18 protein-coding genes are annotated in these 21,648 nt (G+C 70.1%); 11 read left to right on the top strand and 7 right to left on the bottom strand.

Going from position 1 to position 21,648, the window contains the following annotated elements; genetic code table 11:
- Positions 1–4: 4 nt before the first annotated feature.
- From ACIDOCELLA78_RS89990 to ACIDOCELLA78_RS89960, 7 genes are read right to left on the bottom strand one after another with little or no spacing between them, the layout of a single operon-like run.
- Complete coding sequence (locus tag ACIDOCELLA78_RS89990) at positions 5–1,069, bottom strand: tartrate dehydrogenase (RefSeq protein ID WP_201728867.1); 1,065 nt, start codon at positions 1,067–1,069, stop codon at positions 5–7.
- Positions 1,069–2,478 carry an APC family permease gene (locus tag ACIDOCELLA78_RS89985; protein WP_201728866.1) on the bottom strand — a complete coding sequence of 470 codons (1,410 nt, stop codon included), beginning with the start codon at positions 2,476–2,478 and terminating at the stop codon, positions 1,069–1,071. The genes ACIDOCELLA78_RS89990 and ACIDOCELLA78_RS89985 overlap by 1 nt, the downstream gene beginning before the upstream one ends.
- 51 nt (positions 2,479–2,529) lie before the next feature.
- Positions 2,530–3,417, bottom strand: a complete 888-nt coding sequence (locus tag ACIDOCELLA78_RS89980; protein WP_201728865.1) for a lysophospholipid acyltransferase family protein — start codon at positions 3,415–3,417, stop codon at positions 2,530–2,532.
- A complete protein-coding gene (lpxK, locus tag ACIDOCELLA78_RS89975) occupies positions 3,414–4,361 on the bottom strand; it encodes a tetraacyldisaccharide 4'-kinase (protein WP_201728864.1) in 948 nt (315 codons plus the stop codon). The genes ACIDOCELLA78_RS89980 and lpxK overlap by 4 nt, the downstream gene beginning before the upstream one ends.
- A complete protein-coding gene (locus ACIDOCELLA78_RS89970; protein ID WP_201728863.1) occupies positions 4,361–5,599 on the bottom strand; it encodes a 3-deoxy-D-manno-octulosonic acid transferase in 1,239 nt (412 codons plus the stop codon). Before ACIDOCELLA78_RS89970 ends, lpxK begins: the two co-directional genes overlap by 1 nt.
- Positions 5,584–6,303, bottom strand: coding sequence for a lysophospholipid acyltransferase family protein (locus tag ACIDOCELLA78_RS89965; protein ID WP_201728862.1), 720 nt, complete (start codon positions 6,301–6,303; stop codon positions 5,584–5,586). The genes ACIDOCELLA78_RS89970 and ACIDOCELLA78_RS89965 overlap by 16 nt, the downstream gene beginning before the upstream one ends.
- Complete coding sequence (locus ACIDOCELLA78_RS89960) at positions 6,300–7,244, bottom strand: LysR substrate-binding domain-containing protein (RefSeq protein WP_201728861.1); 945 nt, start codon at positions 7,242–7,244, stop codon at positions 6,300–6,302. The genes ACIDOCELLA78_RS89965 and ACIDOCELLA78_RS89960 overlap by 4 nt, the downstream gene beginning before the upstream one ends.
- 166 nt (positions 7,245–7,410) lie before the next feature.
- Here ACIDOCELLA78_RS89960 and ACIDOCELLA78_RS89955 point away from each other — a divergent pair, with 166 nt between their 5' ends.
- The 11 genes from ACIDOCELLA78_RS89955 (at position 7,411) to ACIDOCELLA78_RS89905 (ending at position 21,504) form a co-directional block, all read left to right on the top strand.
- A complete protein-coding gene (locus ACIDOCELLA78_RS89955; protein WP_201728860.1) occupies positions 7,411–7,824 on the top strand; it encodes a DUF883 family protein in 414 nt (137 codons plus the stop codon).
- A 30-nt stretch (positions 7,825–7,854) separates the two neighbouring features.
- Complete coding sequence (locus ACIDOCELLA78_RS89950) at positions 7,855–8,268, top strand: phage holin family protein (RefSeq protein ID WP_201728859.1); 414 nt, start codon at positions 7,855–7,857, stop codon at positions 8,266–8,268.
- A gap of 80 nt (positions 8,269–8,348) precedes the next feature.
- Positions 8,349–9,206 carry a rod shape-determining protein MreC gene (gene mreC, locus ACIDOCELLA78_RS89945; protein WP_201728858.1) on the top strand — a complete coding sequence of 286 codons (858 nt, stop codon included), beginning with the start codon at positions 8,349–8,351 and terminating at the stop codon, positions 9,204–9,206.
- Positions 9,207–9,228: 22 nt separating this feature from the next.
- The gene (locus ACIDOCELLA78_RS89940) at positions 9,229–9,753 is read left to right on the top strand and encodes a rod shape-determining protein MreD (RefSeq protein WP_249675914.1); all 525 of its coding nucleotides are present in this window, start codon (positions 9,229–9,231) and stop codon (positions 9,751–9,753) included.
- A gap of 6 nt (positions 9,754–9,759) precedes the next feature.
- On the top strand, positions 9,760–11,643 hold the full coding sequence (mrdA, locus tag ACIDOCELLA78_RS89935; RefSeq protein ID WP_201728856.1) for a penicillin-binding protein 2: 1,884 nt from the start codon (positions 9,760–9,762) through the stop codon (positions 11,641–11,643).
- Positions 11,640–12,800, top strand: a complete 1,161-nt coding sequence (rodA, locus tag ACIDOCELLA78_RS89930; protein WP_201728855.1) for a rod shape-determining protein RodA — start codon at positions 11,640–11,642, stop codon at positions 12,798–12,800. The genes mrdA and rodA overlap by 4 nt, the downstream gene beginning before the upstream one ends.
- A 192-nt stretch (positions 12,801–12,992) precedes the next feature.
- A complete protein-coding gene (hmpA, locus tag ACIDOCELLA78_RS89925; RefSeq protein WP_201728854.1) occupies positions 12,993–14,222 on the top strand; it encodes an NO-inducible flavohemoprotein in 1,230 nt (409 codons plus the stop codon).
- Between the two features lie 94 nt (positions 14,223–14,316).
- A complete protein-coding gene (locus tag ACIDOCELLA78_RS89920) occupies positions 14,317–15,285 on the top strand; it encodes a cyclase family protein (RefSeq protein WP_201728853.1) in 969 nt (322 codons plus the stop codon).
- Between the two features lie 10 nt (positions 15,286–15,295).
- On the top strand, positions 15,296–16,942 hold the full coding sequence (locus ACIDOCELLA78_RS89915) for a class I adenylate-forming enzyme family protein (RefSeq protein ID WP_201728852.1): 1,647 nt from the start codon (positions 15,296–15,298) through the stop codon (positions 16,940–16,942).
- Between the two features lie 63 nt (positions 16,943–17,005).
- Positions 17,006–20,080 (top strand): hypothetical protein, encoded by a 3,075-nt coding sequence (locus ACIDOCELLA78_RS89910; protein WP_249675911.1) that lies wholly within the window; start codon positions 17,006–17,008, stop codon positions 20,078–20,080.
- Positions 19,978–21,504, top strand: coding sequence for a Hint domain-containing protein (locus tag ACIDOCELLA78_RS89905; protein WP_249675909.1), 1,527 nt, complete (start codon positions 19,978–19,980; stop codon positions 21,502–21,504). The genes ACIDOCELLA78_RS89910 and ACIDOCELLA78_RS89905 overlap by 103 nt, the downstream gene beginning before the upstream one ends.
- The last annotated feature ends 144 nt before the right edge of the window (positions 21,505–21,648 follow it).

The following is a 21,648-nucleotide window of genomic DNA, read 5'->3' as shown; positions in this document are numbered from 1 at the left end:
GGGATCAGACCGCGGCGGTGATCGCCGCGGCGAGATCGTCCATCTTCGCGGTGCCGCCAAGATCGGGCGTGCGCGGCGATGCGGGATCGCCGAGGGCGGTCTCGATCGCGCGGAGGACCAGCGATGCGGCTTCGGTCTCGCCGAGGTGATCGAGCATCATCGCACCGGCCCAGATCGCGCCGACCGGATTGGCGATGCGCTGGCCGAAGATGTCGGGGGCCGAGCCATGCACCGGCTCGAACATCGAGGGAAATTTCTTCTCCGGGTTGAGATTGGCCGAGGGGGCGACGGCGATCGTGCCGGTCACGCCGGGGCCGAGATCGGAGAGGATGTCGCCGAACAGGTTCGAGCCGACGACGACATCGAACCGCTCGGGGCTCATCACGAAGCGCGCCGCGAGGATGTCGATATGGTACTGGTCGGTGCGGATCTCGGGGTATTCCGCGCCCACCGCGGCGAAGCGTTCATCCCAGAACGGCATCGAGTGGAAGATGCCGTTCGACTTGGTCGCCGAGGTGACGTGCGGGCGGCCGAGGCGGCGGGCGAGGTCGAAGGCGTAGCGCAGGATGCGGTCGGTGCCGGCGCGGGTGAAGATCGCGGTCTGCTCGACGAATTCGCGCTCGGTGCCGGCGAACATGCGCCCGCCGATCTGGCTGTATTCGCCCTCCACATTCTCGCGCACCACCCAGAAATCGATGTCGCCGGGCTGCTTGTTGGCGAGCGGGCAGGGAACGCCGGGCAGCAGGCGGACGGGGCGGAGATTCACATACTGGTCGAATTCGCGGCGGATCGGGATCAGCAGGCCCCAGAGGGAGATGTGGTCCGGCACGCCGGGATAGCCGACGGCACCGAGAAAGATCGCGTCGTGATCGGCGAGGCGGGCGATGCCGTCTTCCGGCATCATCCGCCCGGTGGCCTTCCAGGTTTCGCAGCTCCAGTCGAAATCCCGCCAGTCGAGCGTGAAGCCGCAGGCGGCGGCCGCACGGTCGAGCACCGTGCGGGCCGCCGGGATGACCTCGCGACCGATGCCGTCACCCTCGATGACGGCGATGCGGTGGCGGCGCGGCATCAGTATTCCTCGTCGGCGACGTAGGCGCCGATCTTCTGCACGAGATCGGGGTCGCGCTTCGCAAGGGTAATGCCGTAGATGACCGAGAGGACCAGCACGCCGAGCGCCGCCCAGGGATAGATGTTGTAGGGGTAGGGCTGGCCGGGCTGGATCAGGCCCCAGAGCGGGAAGAGCATCAGGATCGTGCCGAGGATGGGGATCAGCGCGTGCCTCACCGGGTTGAACTCGTTGCGGTGGTGGCGAAGCATGTAGACCGGCAGCGCGATGTTGGTGACGAGATAGGTGAGGATCACCGGGATCGTGCCGAGCGAGCCGGTCTCGCCGAAGAGATCGACCGGCTTGATGTTCCAGCCGAAGAAGATGACGATTCCGAGGGCGACCAGCACGTAGCTCCACATCGCGACGAAGGGCGTGCGGTGCTGCGGGTGGATCTTGCCGAAGAAGCGCGGCAGCAGCCCCTCGCGGCCGGAGCTGAACAGGATGCGCGCCTGGCTGTTGGTCAGGCCCAGCAGCGAGGAAAAGATGCTGGTGACGCCGGCGAGATAGGCGATGATCAGGAACGACGCCGCCGAGGCCTTGAACGCGTCGACGAAGGGGATGTCCGCCTTGCCGATCGCGGTCGCGTTGTTGTGGAAGGCGATTTCGGTGGCATAGGCGAGGAACATGTAGAGAATGCCGATCGACAGCGTGCCGATGATCAGGGCGCGGGGGATGTTGCGCCGCGCATCGCGGGTTTCCTCGGCCAGCGTTGCCGAGTTCTCCCAGCCGATGAAGAGGTAGATCGCGATCGGGAAGCCGAGGCCGATGCCCTTGAGCCCGCCCGACAGGTGGCTCCACTCGAACGGCGCAAGGCTGAGATGGCCGGCATTGACCACCAGCATGGTGATCGCGCCGATCAGCAGCAGGGCGAGTTCGAAATAGAAGAACACGGCGGCCCAGGTGGTCGAGAGCGCGACGCCGCGCGAGACCAGGATGCCGACCAGGCCGGTTTCGAGCAGGCTGAGGAGCTGCCAGGGAATGTTCAGGCCGAGAAACAATTTCAGCGTGTCATGCGCCCAGCCGCCCGAGATCACCACCACCGAGGAGGCGGCGACGACATAGCCGAACACCACGAAAATCGAGGCCGCAGCCCCCGCCACCGGGCCGAACGCCATGCCGATGAAGGTGACGAAGGAGCCGGTCGAGGGCCGGTATTTCGAGAATTCGGCAAGCGTGTTGGTCAGGAACAGCACCACCACCATGGCGACCAGGATGGTGAGCGGGGCGGCGACGCCGGCGCCGCTGACGATCAGCCCGAAGCCGAAGAAGAAGCTCATCGCCGGCGCGATATTGGCGAGAGTCGAGGCGACGATCTGGGGCAGGCCCAGCGCGTCGCGCTTCAGTCGGTGATGCGAACCCAGAACAGACATGATGGCTCCCGGTCTTGTTATTGTCCGGTCACCTTACCCGACGGATGGGCGTTAGGCCACCGGCTTGGGCCAGCGCCGGTGCAGCCAGAGCCACTGGCCGGGCCGCTGGCGCACCCAGCGCTCGATCGTCGCGTTCATCCAGGCGGTGCCGGCGGCGATGTCGGCCTCGCGGTCGTCGGTGATCTCGATCCGGTGCAGCGCCTCGAAGACGATGCGGATGCGCGCGGGGCCGATGCGTTCCGCGCGCACCGGCAGGATCGGGCAGCGGAACTTGCGGGCGAAGACGGCCAGCGCTGGAGCCGTCATCGCGTCGATGCCGAAAAGGGGCGAGGCGATGCCGTCGTTCAGTTTCTGGTCCATCAGCATGCCGAGAATGCCGCCGCGCACCAGATGGGCGTAGGAGCCGCGCGCGCCGGCGGCGCCCTTAGCGAACATGGTGACGGGCTCGCCGGTGGCCTGCTCGCGTAGGTCGAGGATCAGGCGGTCGACCGCGGGGTTGGCGGCGGCGCGGTAGAAGAAGGCGAGCCTGACCCCGAGCCGGTGCAGGACCGGCGGGATCAGCTCCCAGTTGCCGAAATGCGCGGTGAAGATGAGCGCCGGGCCGCCCTGCGCGGCGAGGGCCAGGCAATGCTCGCGGCCGATGATTTCGTAGCCAGGGCCGGATTCGGTTTCGCGCAGGGCCGCGAGATGCGGGAATTCGCCGGCGGTGCGGGCCAGGCTTTCCCAGACCTCGCGGATGATCCGGCGGCGCGCGGCCTCGTCGAGTTCGGGCATGGCGCGGCGGAGATTCTCATCGGCGACGCGCGAGGTCGGGATCAGCGGGCCGATGCCGCGCCCCAGAGCGCCGGCGAGGTTGCTGGCCGCTACCGGGCCGAGGGCGCGGAAGATGCCGAGGAAGGCGCGGGCGGCGGTGGTTTCGATCTGGTGCAGGAGGCTCATGTCAGGAACCGATCAAGCGCGGCCGGGTCGTCGAAGGCAAGCCCCGCCTCGATCACGGCGCAGCGTGCGCGGAACGCCGGCGGCAGTTTCACCGCGTCCTTCGCGGTGGTGGCGAGGCGGGCGTCGTGGCGCTTCGCTTCGGCGTCGAGCCGGGCGAGGTCGGCCGGGCGATAGGCGTGATGATCGGGGAAGGGCATCGTGCCGGCCAGAACGGCGCCGGCGTCGCTCAGCGATTCGAAGAATTTCTGCGGCCGGCCGATACCTGCGAATCCGAGGATGCGGGTGCCGGCAAGCTTCCCGGCATCGGTGACGAGGCTTGCGGTGAGCACCGGCAGCGATTGCGGCAGGACGGCGCGGGCGCCGGCGCGGTCGGCGCCGATCAGCACCGCGGCGGCGCAGCGGCCGGCGGCGGCGGCGACCGGCTCGCGCAGCGGCCCGGCCGGCAGCAGCCGCCCGTTGCCGAAACCGGCGCCGCCATCGATAACGAGGAACGATGCGGTTTTCACCGGGTCGGGGTTTTGCAGACCGTCATCCATGACGATGGCGGTCGCGCCGGCAGCGACCGCGGCGGCGGCGCCGGCCGCGCGGTCGCGGGAGAGGATGGTGGGCGCGGTTGCGGCGAGGAGCAGCGCCTCGTCGCCGACATCGGCGGCGCCGTGCCGGGCGGGATCGACCCGCAGCGGCCCGGCGAGGCGCCCGCCATGCCCGCGGGTGAGGGCGAAGACCGTCTCGCCCCGGTCGGCGAGGCGGGCGAGCAGATGGCGGGCGAGGATGGTCTTGCCGGCGCCGCCGACCCCGGCATTGCCGGCGCAGAAGACGCGCGTGCCGCAGCGGAATCCCGGCCGGGCGACGCGCCGGGCGGTCAGCGCGCGGGTGATCGCGCCGAGCGGGGCGAGGAGCGGTGCGGGGAAGGCATCGGTGGTCCAGAAGGCGGGGGCGCGCATCAGGCGGCCTCGTCAAGAACGATATGGGCGAGTCGGGCGGGCAGATCGGCGAGCCCGGCGCAGGCGGTGCGGCCGGATGCGGCCATCGCGGCGCGGCGGGCGGGATCGTCGAGCAGGGCGGCGAAGCCGGGGGCGAGGTCGTCCGGGCCGGCGAGATCGGCAAGGGCGCCGGAAGCGCGCAGCGTTGCCGCGGCTTCGGCGAAATTCGCAAGATGCGGGCCGGTGAGCACGGGACAGCCGAGCTGGGCCGCCTCGATCATGTTGTGGCCGCCGACGGGGACCAGCGAGCCGCCGATGAAGGAAACGGCGGCGAGACGGTAGAACAGGCCGAGTTCGCCCAGCGTGTCGGCGATGTAGAGCCCGCCGGCGGGCGGCGCCTCGCCGCGCGAGCGCCGGGCCACTCGCAGATCACCCGCGAGATCGGCGATCGCGGCGGCGCGTTCGGGATGACGCGGCGCGATGATGGTGACGAGGCCGGGGCGGGTTTCGCGCAGCCTGCGGTGCGCGGCGATGACCGGCGCATCCTCGCCGGAATGGGTGCTGGCGGCGAGGATGAACGGGCCGGCTGCGGCGGCGGCGAGTGCGGCGCGCGCGGCGGGATCGTCCGGCAGGTCGGGGGCGGCGAATTTCAGGTTGCCCCAGGTCTCGACGCGGGTGAGGCCGAGGCCGCGCAGGGCGTCGGCATCTGGCGCCGATTGCGCGGCGATCAGGCGAAATCCGCCGAACAGGGCGCGGGCGAGGCCGGGGGCGCGGCGCCAGCGCGCGGCGCTGCGGGCGGACAGGCGGGCATTGAACAGGAAGCGGGGGATGCGCCGCGCATCGAGCGCGGCGAGCAGGTTCGGCCAGATCTCGGATTCGAGGAAGATCGCCGCGTCCGGCCGCCAATGGTCGAGGAAGCGCGCGGCATGGGCGGCGACGTCGAGCGGGACGAACTGGTGCAGCGCCCGCGCCCGCGATTCGGCAAGGGCCGCCGCGGTGCGGGTGCCAGTGGTCAGCAAAACGGTTGCCGTGTCGGCCAGCGCGTCGATCAACCCGAGGGCGGACATCGTCTCGCCCATGCTGGCGGCATGGACCCAGACGAGGCGGCCCGGCGGCCGTGCCAGCCCGGCGATGCCGTAGCGCTCCGGCAGGCGGCCGGCGATTTCCTTGCCGCGCCGCACCCGCCGCGCCAGCCAGAGCGGCAGCAATGGGGCGATGGCGGCGGTGGCGAGGCGATAGGCGATCAGGGACGGCGGCATCGCGCGAGCGCCTCGTCCAGCGTGCGGCTCATCTCGGCCTCGATCCGCGGCAGTGAAGTGGCCCAATCGTCGCGGGGCACGGCGATCGGCGCCGCGGCGACCAGCGCGCCGCGGCCGAAGGGCAGGGGCAGGCGCATCGAGTCCCAGCTGTCGAGCCCGATGGCGCGGCTGGTGGCCGCGCCGGCGCAAATGACGGGTACGCCGGTCAGCGCCGCGAGCTGGGCAACGCCCGCCGCCGCTTGCCGCCTGGGGCCGCGCGGTCCGTCCGGCGTGATCGCGACGGGATGCCCGGCGCGCACCAGGCGGGCCAGTTCGAGCAGCCCCGCCGCGCCGCCGCGCGAGGACGAGGCCGAGATGGCTTCGAGTCCGAAGCGGCGCAGCGCGTTGACCACCAGTTGGCCGTCGCGGTGGCGGCTGGCGAGCACGTGGATCGTCGGCGCGTCGTCCGGGCGGCGCAGGGGGCGCACCGCGGCGGGCATCGTGGGCAGGCATTCGTGCCAGAAGGCGACGATCGCCGGGGCGCCGGCGCCGACCGTGGCGAGGAGAGAGTCCGCATCGATCCGCCAGCGTGTCGTCCGCAGCCCGAAGGCAAGGACGGCGCCGATCGCTTCGCCGATCCGGGCCTGGATCGCGGGGGACTGGGTGCGGGATTTCAGGGCGCTCAACATCGCGGTGGCGGTAGCACCTGCCGGGGGCGGCGTCATCCGGGCGCCGGGGCATGGGTGCAGGGCGGCCGGTTCTTGGCGAGCAGCGTGGCGAGGTCGCGGAATGCCGCCTCGCGCGGGTCGGAGGCGCGCCAGGCGAGCACGATGGTCCGCCCGGCTGTCGTGTCGTCCAGCCGGCGGCAGACGACGAGATCGCGCAGTTCGGGCCGCGCCACCACCGCGAGTTCGGGCAGCAGCGAGTAGCCCTCGCCGGCGGCGATCATCTGCCAGAGTGTCTCCAGGCTGGTGGCGTGCCGGGTGACCGGCTTCGCATCGCACAGGGAGAGCGCATGGTCGCGCAGGCAGTGGCCCTCTTCGAGGAGGAGCAGGTCCTGGGTCGGCAGGTCGTCGAGCATCAGCCGGCGGAGGCCGGCCAGCGCGTGGCCGGGCGGGGCGGCAAGCTGGAACGGTTCGAAGAATAGCGGCGCGGCGCCGAAACGGCCGCGCGGCACCGGGGCCGCGAGCAGCACCATGTCGAGCGTGCCATCGGCCAGCCGTTCGAGCAGGCGCGCCGTCCGCCCCTCGGTGAGGCGCAACGAGACGTCCGGCCGGACCGCGCGCAGCAGCCGCAGCAGGGCGGGCAGATAATAGGGGCCGAGCGTCTCGATCGCGCCGAGGCCGACCGTGCCGGCCAGACCCTCCGGCTGCTCGTGCGAGAGCGTGAGGAGATGGCGGGCTTCGGCCATCACCCGCTCGATCTGCGCCAGCAGGGCGGTGCCCGCCGGGGTGAGCGTGACCCGCCGCCGCGCGCGTTCGAACAGGGTGACGCCGAGAATCGCCTCGAGCTTGCGAATCTGTTCGGAGAGCGCCGGCTGGGAGACGCCGCAGCGCTCCGCCGCCTGGCCGAAATGCCGCAGCTCGGCGACGGCCTGGGCATATTCCAGATCCCGCAGCGAGAGGCCGGCAAGCGAGCGGGGCAGTTCGGCGGCGGGGGTATTCATGGCCTGTGTTTAATCGATTTTCCCGACCGAAGAACCCTGTCATAGTCAAATCCTATGTTGCGGCCTGCGGAAGCCGGTGGCTTGAAGCGGCAAGCGGCGAGCCCCATTCCATGATGAACGGGTGATTTTCGCCCGTGACGGCAGCGAGACGCGAAAGGAGGCCCGGATGACGGACTGGACGGCAAAAGGGCGTGAGGCCGCGGATCGGCTGGGCGGCGAGTTCGACCGGTTCCAGCACGAATTCGAGTCGCTGCGCGCGCGGCTGGCCGGGCTGGCCAGCGAGACAGGCGGTGAGACTGGCGGTGAGATTGTGGGCGAGGCCGGGGCCGATGGCCGTGCCGCGGCGGGCACGCAGGCCGGGATGCGGGCGCTTGCCGAGTTGCGCGCCGCGCTCGATGGGCGGCTCGCCGGCATCGAGCGCGATATCGAGACGCTGAGCCGCGCCTTGCGCGAGCAGGGCGGCGCTGTCGCCGGGCGGATCGAGGATACGGTGCGCGAGAAACCGCTGGCGGCGCTGGCGATGGCGGCCGGGCTCGGCTTCGTCGCCGCGCATCTGTTCCGCCGGCGCCGGGCGCCGTGAGCGCCGGGCCGGGTCCGGCGGGACGCTGAGGTGCTGCGCGTTCTCGTCGAGCTGTTCGATGGCGTGACCCTGCGGCGGCTGGGGGCGAGGATCGGGCTTGCGGCTGTTGCGCTGGCCCTGCTGCTGGCGGGACTCGGCCTTCTGCTCGCCGCCGCGGCGGAAGCGCTGGGTGCGGCGATCGGGCCCGTGCATGCGGCGCTGGCGCTCGGCGGCGGGCTGATCCTCGTCGCGGCGGCGCTCCATGCGGTGGGCACCTATCGCTGGCGCCACCGGCGGCGCCCGGTGGCCGAGGCGGCGCGCGCCGGGGTGTTGCGGGAGGGGCTGGCCGTGGCGCTCGCGCTGCTCCGGCGCGATCCGGCGAAGATGGTGCTGGCGGGGCTGGTGCTGGGTGCGCTGGCCGAATATCTGCAGGACCGCGAACCGGATGACGCCGCGCCGCCGTAACCCAGGGCGGTGGCTTGGACTCGGGTGCGGTTTGGCGTAAGACGGCCGCACCATAAACATCCATTAACGGAGCTTGCCGCATGCTGCGGCTGTCCATGCCCGTGCGAGCCGCGCTTGCCCGGCTAACCCTTCCCGTGATGCTGCTGGCGTCACTGGCCCTGGTTCTGGCCGGCCGGGCCGACCGGCACCTTGGCGATTTCCTGCGCACCCAGGTGGACGACGCGCTGGCGCCGCTCTATCGCGCCGCGATCGCGCCGGTGGCGGCCCTGGAGAGCGACCGCGGGGCGTTGGGCTCATGGTTGCATCTTCGCGCCGGCTATTCCGAACTGGCGCGGCAGAACCGCGCGTTGCGGCGGTGGCGCGCGGTCGCGCTCGCGCTCGAGGCGCAGAACGAGGCGCTGAAATCGCAGCTTCATTATGTGCCGACGCCCACGCCGTCGTTTTTCACCGCCCGGGTCATCGCCGATCTCGGCGGGTTGTATTCCCGCTCGGTGCTCGTGACCCTGCCGCGCGATCCGGGCGATGTGCACGATGCCGTGGCGATGGACGGGGCCGGGGTAGTTGGCCGCGTGATCGAGGTGGGATCGCGTTCGGCGCGGGTGCTGCTGATCACCGACCTGAACAGCAAGGTGCCGGTGGCGATCGGGCCGGGCGGCGCGCGGGCGATGATGATCGGGCAGAATACCGGCGCGCCGCGACTGCTCTACTGGGCACCCGGCTCCCCCCCGCGCGAGGGAGCGATCGTGTTGACCAGCAGCGTCGGCGGGGTGTTTCCGAACGGGCTGCCGATCGGCATCGTGCATTATGTGGGGCGCAACGACCCCGTGGTGCTGCCCTTCGCCCAGCTCGACAGCCTGCGGGTGCTGCGGATTTTCGAATACGGCGCCGCCGATGCCGGCGGCAAGACGGCGGGCGCGCACGCGCCGGGGGCGGCGTGAGGCGGCGGGTTGCCCGCGGATGATGGATGTCGCGGAAATTCTGCGCGCACTCGACCGCACGGCTAGGGCGATGCTGCCGACCGCGGTGATCGTGGTGGTCATGGTTCTGCTGGCGCTGCCCGGCCTGCTGCCGGCGGCAACCGATTTGCGGGCGGGGTTCGTGATGTCCTCGGTGTTTTTCTGGACGATTTACCGTCCAGCGGCGCTGCCCGCGCCGGTCGTCGCCCTGATCGGGGTGCTGCTCGGCCTGCTGGGCGATGTGCCGCTCGGCATCTGGTCGGTGCTGCTGCTGCTCGAACAGGCGATTGCCGGCATGTCGCGGCGGGTTCTGCTGAGGCAGGGTTTCATGCTGGTCTGGCTGGCGTTTTCCGGCTGCGTGCTGGCGGTGGTGTCCCTGGAGTGGTTGGCCCGGATGCTGCTGTCATTCACCGCGTTGCCGCTGATGCCGACCGTTCTGGAATTCACCCTCAGCGTGCTGATCTATCCGCTCGTGGTCGTGCCGCTGGCGCGCGCCCATGCCGGCCCGGCCGCGCCGGAACAGGCCTGAGCGGCGATGAAGCGCGAACGCGAGATCCGGCCGATCTTCACCCGGCGCGCCCTGCTGCTGGGCGCGGCCGAGCTTGGCGCGTTCGGCGTGCTCGGCTCCCGCCTGTATCGCATGCAGGTGCTCGAACACGGCAAATACGCGACATTGGCGAAGCACAATTCGATCAACGAGCGTCTCGTCGCGCCGATGCGGGGGCTGATCACCGACCGCTACGGCACGCTGCTCGCCAGCAACAAGCGACACTGGCGGGCGATGTTCATGATGGTCGAGGCGCCGGACCCTGCGGCGGTGGTGACGCGCTTTGCCGGGATCGTTGGCCTCGATCCCGCCGAGACGGCCCGGATCATGCGCGATCTCAAGGGAAAACCACACTATATTCCGTTGCTTTTGAAAGATTATCTGGATTGGCGGGATATGGCGCGCATCGAGGTGCATGCCACCGACCTGCCGGGCGTGTTCGTCGATGTCGGGGCTTCGCGGGTCTATCCGTTCGGCGAGCAGATGGCGCATGTGGTCGGCTATGTCGCAAGGCCGACCCAGGCCGAGGCCGCCGCCAATCCGCTGCTCGCCCTGCCGGGCATGCGGGTGGGGCGCGCCGGCATCGAGCGGGTGCGCGACGCGGCGCTGCGCGGCACGCCGGGGATCGTGCAGACCGAGGTGAACGTCCACGGCACCGTGGTGCGCGTGCTGGACCGCGACAACGGCGTGCAGGGCCGCACGGTGCAGACGACGCTCGATGCCGGCCTGCAATCGATCGCGGCGCAGCGGCTCAGCGGGCAGTCGGGCGCCGCGGTGATGATCGACACCCAGAATGGCGAAGTGCTGACGATGTCGAGCGAGCCGGGGTTCGATCCCACGCTGTTCGATACCGGCGTGCCGGAATCGGTGTGGAAATCGTGGATGTCCAACCCGCGGCACCCGATGAGCGACCGGGCGACGCGCGGGCTCTATGCGCCGGGCTCGACGTTCAAGCCCTGCACCGCGCTGGCGGCGCTGGAGGCGGGCGTGATCACGCCGCAGACCCGGTTCTTCTGCCCGGGGTACCTCAAGCTCGGCAATCATACCTTCTATTGCTGGGATCATTACGGACACGGCCATATCAATGTGGTCACCGCCCTGCAGCAGAGCTGCGACGTGTTCTTCTATCATGCGGCCCTGCTGGTCGGGATCGACCGGATGGCGGCGATGGGCCGGCGGCTGGGGCTGATCGGCAGGCTGCCGCTCGGCCTGCCGGCGGTCTCCGAGGGGTTTCTGCCGACCTCCGGCTGGGCGCGGCGGCGCCGGCTGGTCTGGACCAAGGGCAATACCGTGATCCAGGGCATCGGGCAGGGCTACACCCAGGTGACGCCGCTGGGGCTGGCGACGATGACCGCGCGAATCGCGACCGGCCGGGCGGTGGAGCCGCATGTCGCGCGGGGAATCGGGCGGGACCTTCTGCATCAGGACCAGCCGGACCGCTGGCCGGAGCTTGGCCTTGACGAACGCAGCCTTGCCGCGGTGCGCCAGGGCATGTTCGAGGTGGTGAACACGACCAAGGGCACCGCCTATGGCGCGCGGCTAGCGCTGCCGGGCGTGTTCATGGCGGGCAAGACCGGCACGGCACAGGTCCATGACAACACCCAGGCGCAGGAAAAGGCCAATCTCAGCGACGCAACGCTGCCCTGGAAATTCCGGCCGAACGCCTTCTTCATCGCCTTTGCCCCGGCGCACGCGCCCCGCGTGGCCGTGGCGGTCGCGGTTGAGCATGGCGATGAGGGGGCGACCGCGGCGGCTCCGATCGCGCATGACCTCGTCACCGCGGCGCTGACCCGCGACCTGCGCGCAGCGCCGCCCGGCACCGTGGTCGAGACGCCGGCCGAGGCCAGCGCGGGCCGGAGCGGGCCGGCATGACGCCATTGCTGACCGACAAGACCTATCGGCCCTATTACGAGCGCGGCACCGGCATTCCGGCCAAGCTGCTGCGGATGAACTGGCTGTTCGTGCTCGCCTGCTGCGCTGTGGCGGGCATCGGCTACGCGGCGCTCTACTCGGCCGCGGGCGGCCATGGGCAACCCTATGCCACGCCGCAGATCGAGCGCTTCTTCGCGGCCCTGATCATGATGATCGCGATTGCGATGGTCGATATCCGGCTGATCGCGAAAATGGCCTGGCCGCTTTACGGGCTCGGGCTGCTGCTGCTGGTCGCGGTCTGGAAGTTCGGGCATGTCGGGCTCGGTGCCAAGCGCTGGCTCGATGTCGGCGGCGTGCACCTGCAACCCTCGGAGCTGATGAAGCTGTTTCTCGCGCTCGCGCTCGGCGCCTGGTTTCAGCGCGCCAGCCACGAGCAGGTCGGCAATCCGCTTTTCCTGGTTCCGCCGGCGCTGACCATCCTGCTGCCGGCCGCGCTGATCCTGAAGGAGCCCAATCTCGGCACCGCCGTCATCACCATGAGCATCGGCGGCGCAGTGATGTTCGGCGCCGGGGTGCGATGGTGGAAATTCGCGATCGTGCTCGCGCTCGTCGCGGTGATCGCGCCGTTCGCCTATCACCATCTGCATGGCTACCAGAAGGAGCGGATCCTGACCTTCCTGCATCCGGGGCGCGATCCGCTCGGCGCGGGCTACAACATCATCCAGTCGAAGATCGCGCTCGGCTCGGGCGGGATGTGGGGGCAGGGCTATCTGCACGGCTCGCAGAACCAGCTCAACTTCCTGCCCGAGAAGCAGACCGATTTCGTCTTCACCATCATCGCCGAGGAATTCGGCTTCGCCGGATCGGCGGTGCTGCTCTCCATCCTGCTGTCGATGGTGGCGATGGCGACCTATACGGCGCTGCGCTGCCGCCACCAGTTCGGCCGGCTCGTCGCCATCGGGATCTCGACGAACCTGTTTCTGTATTGCTTCGTCAATCTCGCCATGGTGATGGGGCTTATTCCGGTGGGCGGCGTGCCGCTGCCGCTGGTTTCCTATGGCGGCTCGGCGCTCACCGCCGTGATGCTGGGATTCGGGGTGCTGATGTCGGTGCATGTTCACCGCGACGTCGAGTTCGAGGCTGCCGACAGCCAGTAGGCCGACAGGGCGCCGCATCCGGATCGGATGATGCTCTGAAATCGGAAAGGGCTCGATTTACGTCGAGGCCCGCGGGCGCATGGGTGATCCTCAAAACACGTATTTTGAATGAACCTTTTAAGGCGTATAAACATTCATATCAAATACATGTTTTATTCGGGGTCCGCCCCAGGCCGCAGGAAGAGATTGCCCATGCCCGCTCCACTTTCCGACCAGACCATCGCTCTCATCAAGGCCACGGTGCCCGCGCTTGAACGGCACGGGCTGGCCATCACCCGCCGGATGTATGAACGGATGTTCCGCAATCCGGCGATCGCCGAGCTGTTCAACCAGTCGCACCAGGATGGCGCGGGCGCGCAGCCGAAGGCGCTGGCCGGCGCTGTGCTGGCCTATGCGCGACATATCGACGATCTTGCGCCGCTGGCCGGCGCGGTCGAGCGGATCGCGCAGAAGCATGTCGCGCTGAACATCCTGCCCGAGCATTATCCGCATGTGGCGACCGCGCTGTTGGCGGCCATCGGCGATGTGCTGGGCGATGCCGCGACCGACGAGATCCTCGCCGCCTGGGGCGAGGCGTACTGGTTTCTCGCCGAGCTGCTGATCGGCCGCGAGGCCACGATCTACCGCGATCTCGCCGCCGCACCCGGCGGCTGGAACGGCTGGCGGGATTTCGTGGTCGAGGATGTCGTGGAAGAGAGCAGCGTCATCCGCTCCTTCACCCTGGTGCCGGATGATGGCGGGCCCGTGCTGCGGCACCGCCCGGGCCAGTATCTCGGCTTCGCCTTCGACGTGCCGGGCATCGGCGCGCAGCGGCGCAATTATTCGATCTCCTGCGCGCCGAACGACCGCACCTATCGCATCACCGTCAAGCGCGAGGAGATGGGGCGGATTTCCAACTGGCTGCACGACCATGCGCGGCCTGGCACCATGCTGCGGGTGGCGGCACCGGCGGGGGATTTTTTCCTCGATGCCGCGTCGGCTTCGCCGGTCGCCCTGGTCAGCGGCGGCGTTGGCCTCACGCCGATGATCAGCATGCTTGAGACCATCGCGGCGACATCGCCCGCGCGGCCGACCTTCTGGGTGCATGGCGCGCTGAACGGCCGTGTCCATGCGATGCGCGAGCATGTCCGCGCGCTGGAGGCGCGGGCGCCGGGCGTTTCCACCGCGACATTTTACGCCGAGCCCATGCAAGAGGACCGGCCGGGCATTGATTATGACCACGAGGGCCTCGTCACCGCCGCCTTCCTGCACGCGCATGTGCCGGCGGACACGGTCTTTCACGTCTGCGGACCGAAGCCCTTCATGCGCGCGGTGATCGGCGGGCTCGCCGGGCTGGGCGTGCCGGAAGAGCGGCTGCGCTTCGAGTTCTTCGGCCCGGCGGACGAACATCCGGCCGCGGTGTTCCAGACGGAAACAGCCTGAGCCGGGCAGTCTCGCTGCCTCTTGTGCCGCCCGGATGCGCGTTGCAGGATGCGCCCGGGCGGCAACGATCCGCCCCATCATGGAGGAAACGAAGATGGCCGGATCACTGCGCGCCGAGATTCCCGTCACCGAACTGCTGAAGGACGATCCGAAGAACTGGGGGCGCTGGGGGCCGGACGACGAGGTCGGCGGCCTGAACTTTCTCACCAGCGAGGAGGTGCTGCGCGGCGTTCAATCCGTGAAGCAGGGCAAGACCTTCACCCTGCAGATCCAGATGTGCCACCCGAAGGGCGATCCGGTCTGGCCCGGCCGCAAGGACCCGGTGCGGATCAACGTGATGGACAAGGGCCATTACATGTGCGGCAAGGGCCCGGTGTTTCCCGGCCATGCCGAATATGCCGACGACGTGCTGTTCATGTATCTGCAGGGTTCGACGCAGTATGACGCGCTCGGCCATGTCTGGTGCGACGACACGCTCTACAACGGCTATGACGCGCGCACCACGGCGGGCGGCATGACCAAGGCCAGCGTGCTGCCGATCGCCGAGCGCGGCATCGTCGGGCGCGGCATCCTGATCGACATGGCCCGCCATCGCGGCAAGCCCTGGCTGGAACGCGCCGAGACCTTCTCCCATGAGGACCTGATGGCGGCGGCCGAGAAACAGGGCGCGAAGATCGAGAAGCACGACATCCTGATCATCCGCACCGGCTGGATCGGCTCCTACTACAAGCGCGAGAAGGACGAATTCTACAAGGATTTCATGGAGCCGGGCCTGACCTATTCGAAGGAGCTGGTGAAGTGGTTCCACGAGATGGAGATCCCCAATCTCGTCACCGACACGATCGCTAACGAGATCACCGCCGACCCGGTCTCCGGCGTGGTCCTGCCGCTGCACAACGCGCTGATGCGCAATCTCGGCGTCACCTTCACCGAGATCGCTGCCCTCGATGACCTCGCCGAGGATTGCGCGAAGGACGGGCAGTGGACCTTCCTCTACACCGCAGCCCCGCTCAAGGTGGTCAACGGCACCGGCGCGCCGGTGAACCCCGTCGTGATCAAGTAAGGACGCCTGGATGAGCATCTACGACGAGAAACCCTGGCTCGCGCTCTACGACGCGGGCCAGACTGGCGAGATCGTGCCCGATTTCACCGATGCGCTGGCGATGTTCCGCGCCGCCGTGGCGCGCGCGCCGCAAGCGCCGGCCATTCTCTATTTCGACGGCCGGATGACCTATGCCGAACTCGACCGGCAGAGCGACGGTCTGGCCGGCTATCTCGCGGCGCACGGCTTCGGCGCGGGCGACCGGCTGGCGGTCTATCTGCAGAACGTGCCGCAATTCGTCATCGCGATTCTTGGCGCCTGGAAGGCGGGGGGCATCGCAGTGGCGGTCAACCCGATGAACCGGGCGCGGGAGATTGGCATCCTGTTCGCCGACTGCACGCCGAAGGCGGTCGTCTGCCATGACACGACCTGCGAGGAGACGGTGGGCGCGCTGGAGCCGGGGTTGCGGCCGCAGATCGTGCTGACCACCTCGGCGCTCGCCTTCCAGACCCGCAACGATCCTCGCCTGTTCGCGGGGATGCAGCGCCAGGCCTGTTCTGGAACGGTCGATTTCGAGGCGGCGATCGCGGCGGGCGGGGCGCTGCCGCCCACCCCCGCCTACAAGCCGGGCGACATCGCCTTCCTCGTCTACACCTCGGGGACGACCGGCGTGCCCAAGGGGGCGATGAACACGCATGGCAACGTCACCTTCAACGCCCAGACCTATCGCGACTGGATCGGGCTGGGGGAGGGCGAGCCGATCCTCGGCATCGCGCCGCTGTTCCACATCACCGGGCTGATCGGCCATATCGCCGCCGCCTTCATCACCGCATCCCCGCTGATCCTCGCCTATCGCTTCGAGCCGGGGGTGATGCTGGACGCGATCGAGGAACACAAGGCGGCCTTTACTATCGGCGCCATCACCGCCTTCATCGCGATGATGAACCACCAGAACGCGGCCCCCGCCAAGCTCGCCTCGATGACCAAGATCTATTCCGGCGGCGCGCCGATTCCGCCCAGCGTGGTCACCGCCTTCCGCGAGACGTTCGGACACTACATCCATAACGGCTATGGGCTGACCGAAACCAACTCGCCCACGCATGTCGTGCCGCTGTCGCGCGAGGCGCCGGTCGATCCTGCCTCGGGCGCGCTGTCGATCGGGGTGCCGGCCTACAACACCATCTCCTGGATCTGCGACGATGAGGGGCGGGAACTGCCGGTGGGCGAGGTCGGCGAGATCGTCAGCCAGGGGCCGATGATCGTGCCGGGGTACTGGAACAAGCCGGACAAGACCGCCGAGGCGATCCGCAATGGCCGGTTTCATACCGGCGATGTCGGGTTCATGGACAAGGATGGCTGGTTTTATCTGGTCGACCGCAAGAAGGACATGATCAACGCCGCCGGCTACAAGGTCTGGCCGCGCGAGGTGGAGGACGTGCTCTATACCCATCCCGCGGTGCGCGAGGCGGCGGTGGTGGGTGTGGCCGACGCCTATCGCGGCGAGACGGTGAAGGCCGTGATCAGCCTGCGACCGGGCGCGAACGTGACGCAGGACGAGATCATCGCCTTCTGCAAGGAGCGGATGGCCGCCTATAAATATCCCCGCGCGGTCGAGATCATCGACGATCTGCCCAAGACCGTGACGGGCAAGATCCTGCGGCGGGAGTTGCGCGGGTAGAACGATTGGGTTGAACTACTTTAGGTAGAATAATATCATGCCGCCCTCACGCATGGGGGCGGCATGTCGGCTTCATTCGAACTTGTCGGGCCGGACGCGATTGGGCTGATCGAGGGGCTGACGACGTCGTCTCTCGCGGGCGTGCCGCCCGGCGGATTCGCGCTCGCCGGACTTGCCGCCGGGGCGGTGGCGAGCGTGACCCTCTCGGGCGCTTACGGATTTTCCGCGAGTGCCGCCGGCGGGGCGACCGTGTCTTCCGGCGGCGGCGCGATCACCATCGGCGGCAGCGCGACGCAGGTGAACGCGGCGCTGGCCAGCCTCGCGATCAGCGCCACGGCGGCCAGCACCGGGACCATCGCCATCACCGCGGCGAGCGGCGGGACGACGCTGTCCTCCACCGTGGCGGTGCGGGTATTTCCGGACTCGCCGCCCGCCTTCGTGGCGCCGCCCGCCGCACTCACCCTTGCCGCCGGGGTCGGGCAGACGCTCGGCCTTGCCATCGCCGATGATCCCGCGGCCCTGCTCGCCGGGTTCGGCCTCGGCGGCGAGACCCTCACCGTCAGCCTGATCGCCGATACGGGTGCGTTCCTGCTCGATACCGCGTCAGTTGCGGCGATCGGCGTTGCCGGCAATGGCACCGGGACGCTGGTGCTGAGCGCTGCGGCGAGCGATCTCGCCGGCCTCACCAGCGCGCTCGACGCGGTGCGCTTCGCCGCCACGGCAGCGGGCACGCTCGAATACGTGCTCCGCCAGTCCGGCGGCGTGCTGCCCGATGCGGTGACCAATGGCGGCCTGAGCATCGCCGTCACCGGCGCGGTCGCCGGCGGGAGTGCGAGCTGGGCCGGCGGCGCCGGGAACTGGCAGAGCGCGGCGGACTGGTCCGGCGGGGTGGTGCCGGGCGTGGGCACGGATGTGACGATCGGCACCGGCGCGGTGATCGGCGGCGAGGGGCTCGGCCCGGCGCTGGATGTGGCACCCGGCGCATCGGTCGGGCTCGACGGCGCATTCGGCGTCGCCACGGCGACGTTCGGCAGCGCTGCCGCGGTCGCCATCGATGGCGCGCTGTCGATCGCCGGCGGGCTTGTGCTCGATGCCGCGACGCTGGTGGTCGGCGCCTCCGGCACGCTCGATGCCGCCGGGATCACGATCGGCGCGGATGGCGCGCTCGTCGCCTTCGGCGCGCTCGCGGCCGGCGGGCTCTCGGCGTCGGGAACGGCGTTGCTGCCGGGCGGCGGCACGCTGGCCGGCGCGCTCGATCTCGCGTCCGGCGGCGTGGTGGATTTCGCCGGCACGCTGCAAGCCGACGCCGCGTCGCTCGCCACCGGGTTCGACGCCATCTCCCTCGCCGCCGGCAGCACGCTCGAAGGGGCGGGGCTGCTGGTGGCGGGCAATTTCAGCGAACCGGAAACCATTGTCGGGCCCGGCACCATTCTTGCCCCCGGCCCGACGCCGCTCGCCATCGCCGCCGGCAGCATCGGCGGCGGGGTCGATCTCGCGATCGCGCCGGGCGGCGTGCTGGAGCTGGGCACGGTCTCGCCGCTCTATGGCGTGTTCAACGCCACGCCCGTCACTGTCGGCGCCGACGCCACGATCAGCTTCGCGCCGGGGGCCAGCACGGCGCAGGACGCCACCGCCTATGCCAGCACGCTCGGCGAGCAGGGCGGGGTCCTGGTGCTCGACAGCCCGGCCGATTTCGCCGCCACCCTGGCCGGCTTCGTCCCCGGCGACCGGATCGTCCTGCCCAGTCTCACCAGCCTGTCGGTGCTCAACGTCTCGACCACCGGGTTCGAGGTCGCGGGCCTCGTCGCCGGCAACACCGCGCAGAGCGAGATCGTCACCATCCATGCCGCGATCCCCGCCGGGGTGGCGCCGGTGGTGGAGACGGACCGCGCCGGGGATCCGGTGATCGGGCTGCGCGCCGCCACGGCCGCGCTGACGCTGAACGACGTGCCGGCCGCCGGCGCCTCGATCGAGGCGGTGAGCGGCGTCGCCACGCCGCTGATCGGCCTTGGCCTGCTGGTGCCCGGCAATGGTTCGGCCGGGCTGCAACTCACCGTCAGCGCCGTTCATGGGCAGATCGCCAGCGGCGGCGGGACGGCTTCGGGCTCGCTGGTGCTGAGTGCGGCGAACGCGCTTGCGATGAACGCTGAACTTGCTGCACTCGCCTATACCGCGTCCGGCGGCGGCACCGGCGATGTGCTGAACTTCACCGGCGGCACCGGACTTGCCGGGCTGAGTGCGGCGATCGGCGTCGCCATTGCCAATGCCGGCACGCTCGATTTCTCCGGCGCCGGTGGCAGTCTGTTCAATGCCGGTTCGTCCTGGCGGGGGGGCGTGCCGCCGGCCAATGGCGATGTGGCGGTGTTTGCCAGCCATGCCGGCGCCCCGCTTCTCGTGGTGGGCCCCGGGGTTGCAGGCAGCGCCTCGGTCGGCGGTGCGTATGATTTCACCGGCACGATCGATCTGCCGGGCACCGGAACGGCTCTCGATATCGGCGCGGGCGGATTGGCGCTGTTCGATGCCGGCGCGGTGGTTTCGCTTGGCGGCGATGTGGCGGTCGGCGATGCGGCGGGGGCGGGCACGCTCGGCATCGCCGGGTCTCTCGAAGCCGCGGGAACGATCGTGGTCGCCGGCGGTGCGGCGTCCGGCTGGCTCGATGTCACCGGCAGCATCGCCGCCGCGGCGCTGGTGCTGGGGGGCGGCGCCGCCGGCACCTTCGACCTGACGGGGACGGCTGCTTTCGGCGCGGCGACGATCGATGGTTTCGGCGCGGTCACGGCGCTGGGCACGGCCGCGCTCGATTTCGGCACGTTCACGCTGGCGGGCGGCACGGTCGGGCTCGGGGGCGAAGGCAGCCTTGCCCTCGGCCCTGCCACGATCACCGCGGGCACCCTGCGGCTTGCGGATTCCAGCCGGCTATCCGGCACTGCCGGGCTCGATCTCACCGGCGGGACACTGGCGATCGGCGGGCTCGCTTCGGCATCGCTCGGCGGCGGGCTGGTGCTGGGGGCGGCGCGGTGCTCACGGTGGGCGGCGTGCTCGACGCGGGCTCCCTGCTCGATTCGGCTTCGGCCACGCTCGCGGGCGGCACAATCGCGCTGGCCGGCGCCGCGACGCTTGCCGCGGGCGCGACGCTGACCCTGGCGGAGGGCGCGCTGCGTGCCTCGGCGATCAGCCTTGCCGCCGGTGCCACGCTCACCGGGCATGGGTTGATCGGCGCGGCCGGCCCGGCCGGCCTCGTTCCCGTCGATGTCGGCGGCGTGCTGGCGGCGTCCGGCGGCACGCTGGTGGTGGGCGGCACGCTGGCCGGCGGCGCTATGATCGGCGCCGGCGCAGCACTTGATCTGGTGGGGCCGGCCGCCGGCGGCAGCATCGCCTTCGCCGGCGCAAACGGTATTCTTGCGCTCGGCGATGTCGCGGCGATGACCGATCCGGTAGTGAACATGGCGGCCGGCGACGCGATCGACCTGATCGGCGTCGCGCCATCGCTGGTCAGCGATGCGAGCGGCACGCTCACGGTCGGCGGGCAGGGCGGATTCGGCCTTGCGGAGGCGGCGGCGCAGGCGGCGATCGCGATCGGGGCGGACGGGGTTGGCGGCACCTATGTCACGGTTGGCGGCGCCATGCCCTGCTTTGCCCGCGGCACGAGGCTGCTGACGCCGGACGGATACCGGCCGGTCGAGACGCTGCGGCCCAGCCAGCGGCTGGTGACCGAGAGCGGCGCGACGGAGCCGATTGTCTGGATCGGCTGGCGGACGATCGATCTCTCGCGCGACGAGGCGGCCGCATTGCTGCACCCGGTCGTCATCACGCCGGGCGCTTTCGCTCCCCTCACGCCAACCCGCCAGGTGACGCTTTCACCCTTGCACGCCGTTTTCGCGGAAGGTGTGCTGGTGCCGGCGATGCTGCTGGTGAACGGCGCAACCGTGCGGCGGGATTGCGCCCGGTTCGCCGTGACCTATTACCATGTGGAACTCGCCCGCCACGCGGTGATCCGGGCGGATAACCTGCCGTGCGAGACCTATCGCGACGACGGCAACCGCGACAGGTTCGCGATGGCGCTCGGCGCGCCGGGGGCGTCGGTGGCGTCCTGCTGCCCGGTCGTCACCTCCGGCGCGGCGTTGCGCTCGGTTCGGGCGAAGCTGCACAGCCGTGCCATCGCGCTCGGATATCAGATCGTGCATGGCGCCGAGGTGGACGCGCTGGCCGGCGATGCGCCGCCGATCCAGCCGCGGCGGCGGCGCGGGCGTCTCGATTTCAGCCTGCCGGCGCCGGTTTCGCGGCTGGTGCTGCGTGCCCGCGCGACGCCGCCCGCCTATACTGACCCGGCATCCGAGGATCGCCGCTGCCTCGGCATTTGCACGGGAGGGGTTGTTGCCAACGGCGTGCGCTTGCCAGCCTGGCACGGCGCAGGCTGGTACAGCCCGGACGAGGGGGATCGCGGCATGTGGAGTGGCGGGACCGCCGAGCTGGTGTTCGCCCGCCCGGCGCGCCGGATCACCCTCGATCTTGTGGGCAGCGTGCCGCGCTGGGTGCGGAACCCGGCGATGCTCGCGCTCTGACGCGGCGGATTTGACAAGAGACCGCGATGTCAATAAGCGCACCGTCACGGCCGGGAACGTGGACGCACCTGCGGGGTGCGCGCCCGTTCTGTCGCGCATGCGCGGCAGAACCTACCGGTGCAACATCAGCGGCATGTCCGCGTC

The sequence above is a fragment of the Acidocella sp. C78 genome, assembly GCF_907164655.1.
Note: the sequence above shows the minus strand (reverse complement) of the source record. Positions and strands in the feature narration are given on the sequence as shown.

What these genes read in the sequence shown, in the direction of transcription:
- ACIDOCELLA78_RS89990 (WP_201728867.1), bottom strand. Translation starts at nt 1,069, where the DNA reads ATGCCGCGCCGCCACCGCATCGCCGTCATCGAGGGTGACGGCATCGGT.
- ACIDOCELLA78_RS89985 (WP_201728866.1), bottom strand. Translation starts at nt 2,478, where the DNA reads ATGTCTGTTCTGGGTTCGCATCACCGACTGAAGCGCGACGCGCTGGGC.
- ACIDOCELLA78_RS89980 (WP_201728865.1), bottom strand. Translation starts at nt 3,417, where the DNA reads ATGAGCCTCCTGCACCAGATCGAAACCACCGCCGCCCGCGCCTTCCTC.
- lpxK (WP_201728864.1), bottom strand. Translation starts at nt 4,361, where the DNA reads ATGCGCGCCCCCGCCTTCTGGACCACCGATGCCTTCCCCGCACCGCTC.
- ACIDOCELLA78_RS89970 (WP_201728863.1), bottom strand. Translation starts at nt 5,599, where the DNA reads ATGCCGCCGTCCCTGATCGCCTATCGCCTCGCCACCGCCGCCATCGCC.
- ACIDOCELLA78_RS89965 (WP_201728862.1), bottom strand. Translation starts at nt 6,303, where the DNA reads ATGACGCCGCCCCCGGCAGGTGCTACCGCCACCGCGATGTTGAGCGCC.
- ACIDOCELLA78_RS89960 (WP_201728861.1), bottom strand. Translation starts at nt 7,244, where the DNA reads ATGAATACCCCCGCCGCCGAACTGCCCCGCTCGCTTGCCGGCCTCTCG.
- ACIDOCELLA78_RS89955 (WP_201728860.1), top strand. Translation starts at nt 7,411, where the DNA reads ATGACGGACTGGACGGCAAAAGGGCGTGAGGCCGCGGATCGGCTGGGC.
- mreC (WP_201728858.1), top strand. Translation starts at nt 8,349, where the DNA reads ATGCTGCGGCTGTCCATGCCCGTGCGAGCCGCGCTTGCCCGGCTAACC.
- ACIDOCELLA78_RS89940 (WP_249675914.1), top strand. Translation starts at nt 9,229, where the DNA reads ATGGATGTCGCGGAAATTCTGCGCGCACTCGACCGCACGGCTAGGGCG.
- mrdA (WP_201728856.1), top strand. Translation starts at nt 9,760, where the DNA reads ATGAAGCGCGAACGCGAGATCCGGCCGATCTTCACCCGGCGCGCCCTG.
- rodA (WP_201728855.1), top strand. Translation starts at nt 11,640, where the DNA reads ATGACGCCATTGCTGACCGACAAGACCTATCGGCCCTATTACGAGCGC.
- hmpA (WP_201728854.1), top strand. Translation starts at nt 12,993, where the DNA reads ATGCCCGCTCCACTTTCCGACCAGACCATCGCTCTCATCAAGGCCACG.
- ACIDOCELLA78_RS89920 (WP_201728853.1), top strand. Translation starts at nt 14,317, where the DNA reads ATGGCCGGATCACTGCGCGCCGAGATTCCCGTCACCGAACTGCTGAAG.
- ACIDOCELLA78_RS89915 (WP_201728852.1), top strand. Translation starts at nt 15,296, where the DNA reads ATGAGCATCTACGACGAGAAACCCTGGCTCGCGCTCTACGACGCGGGC.
- ACIDOCELLA78_RS89910 (WP_249675911.1), top strand. Translation starts at nt 17,006, where the DNA reads ATGTCGGCTTCATTCGAACTTGTCGGGCCGGACGCGATTGGGCTGATC.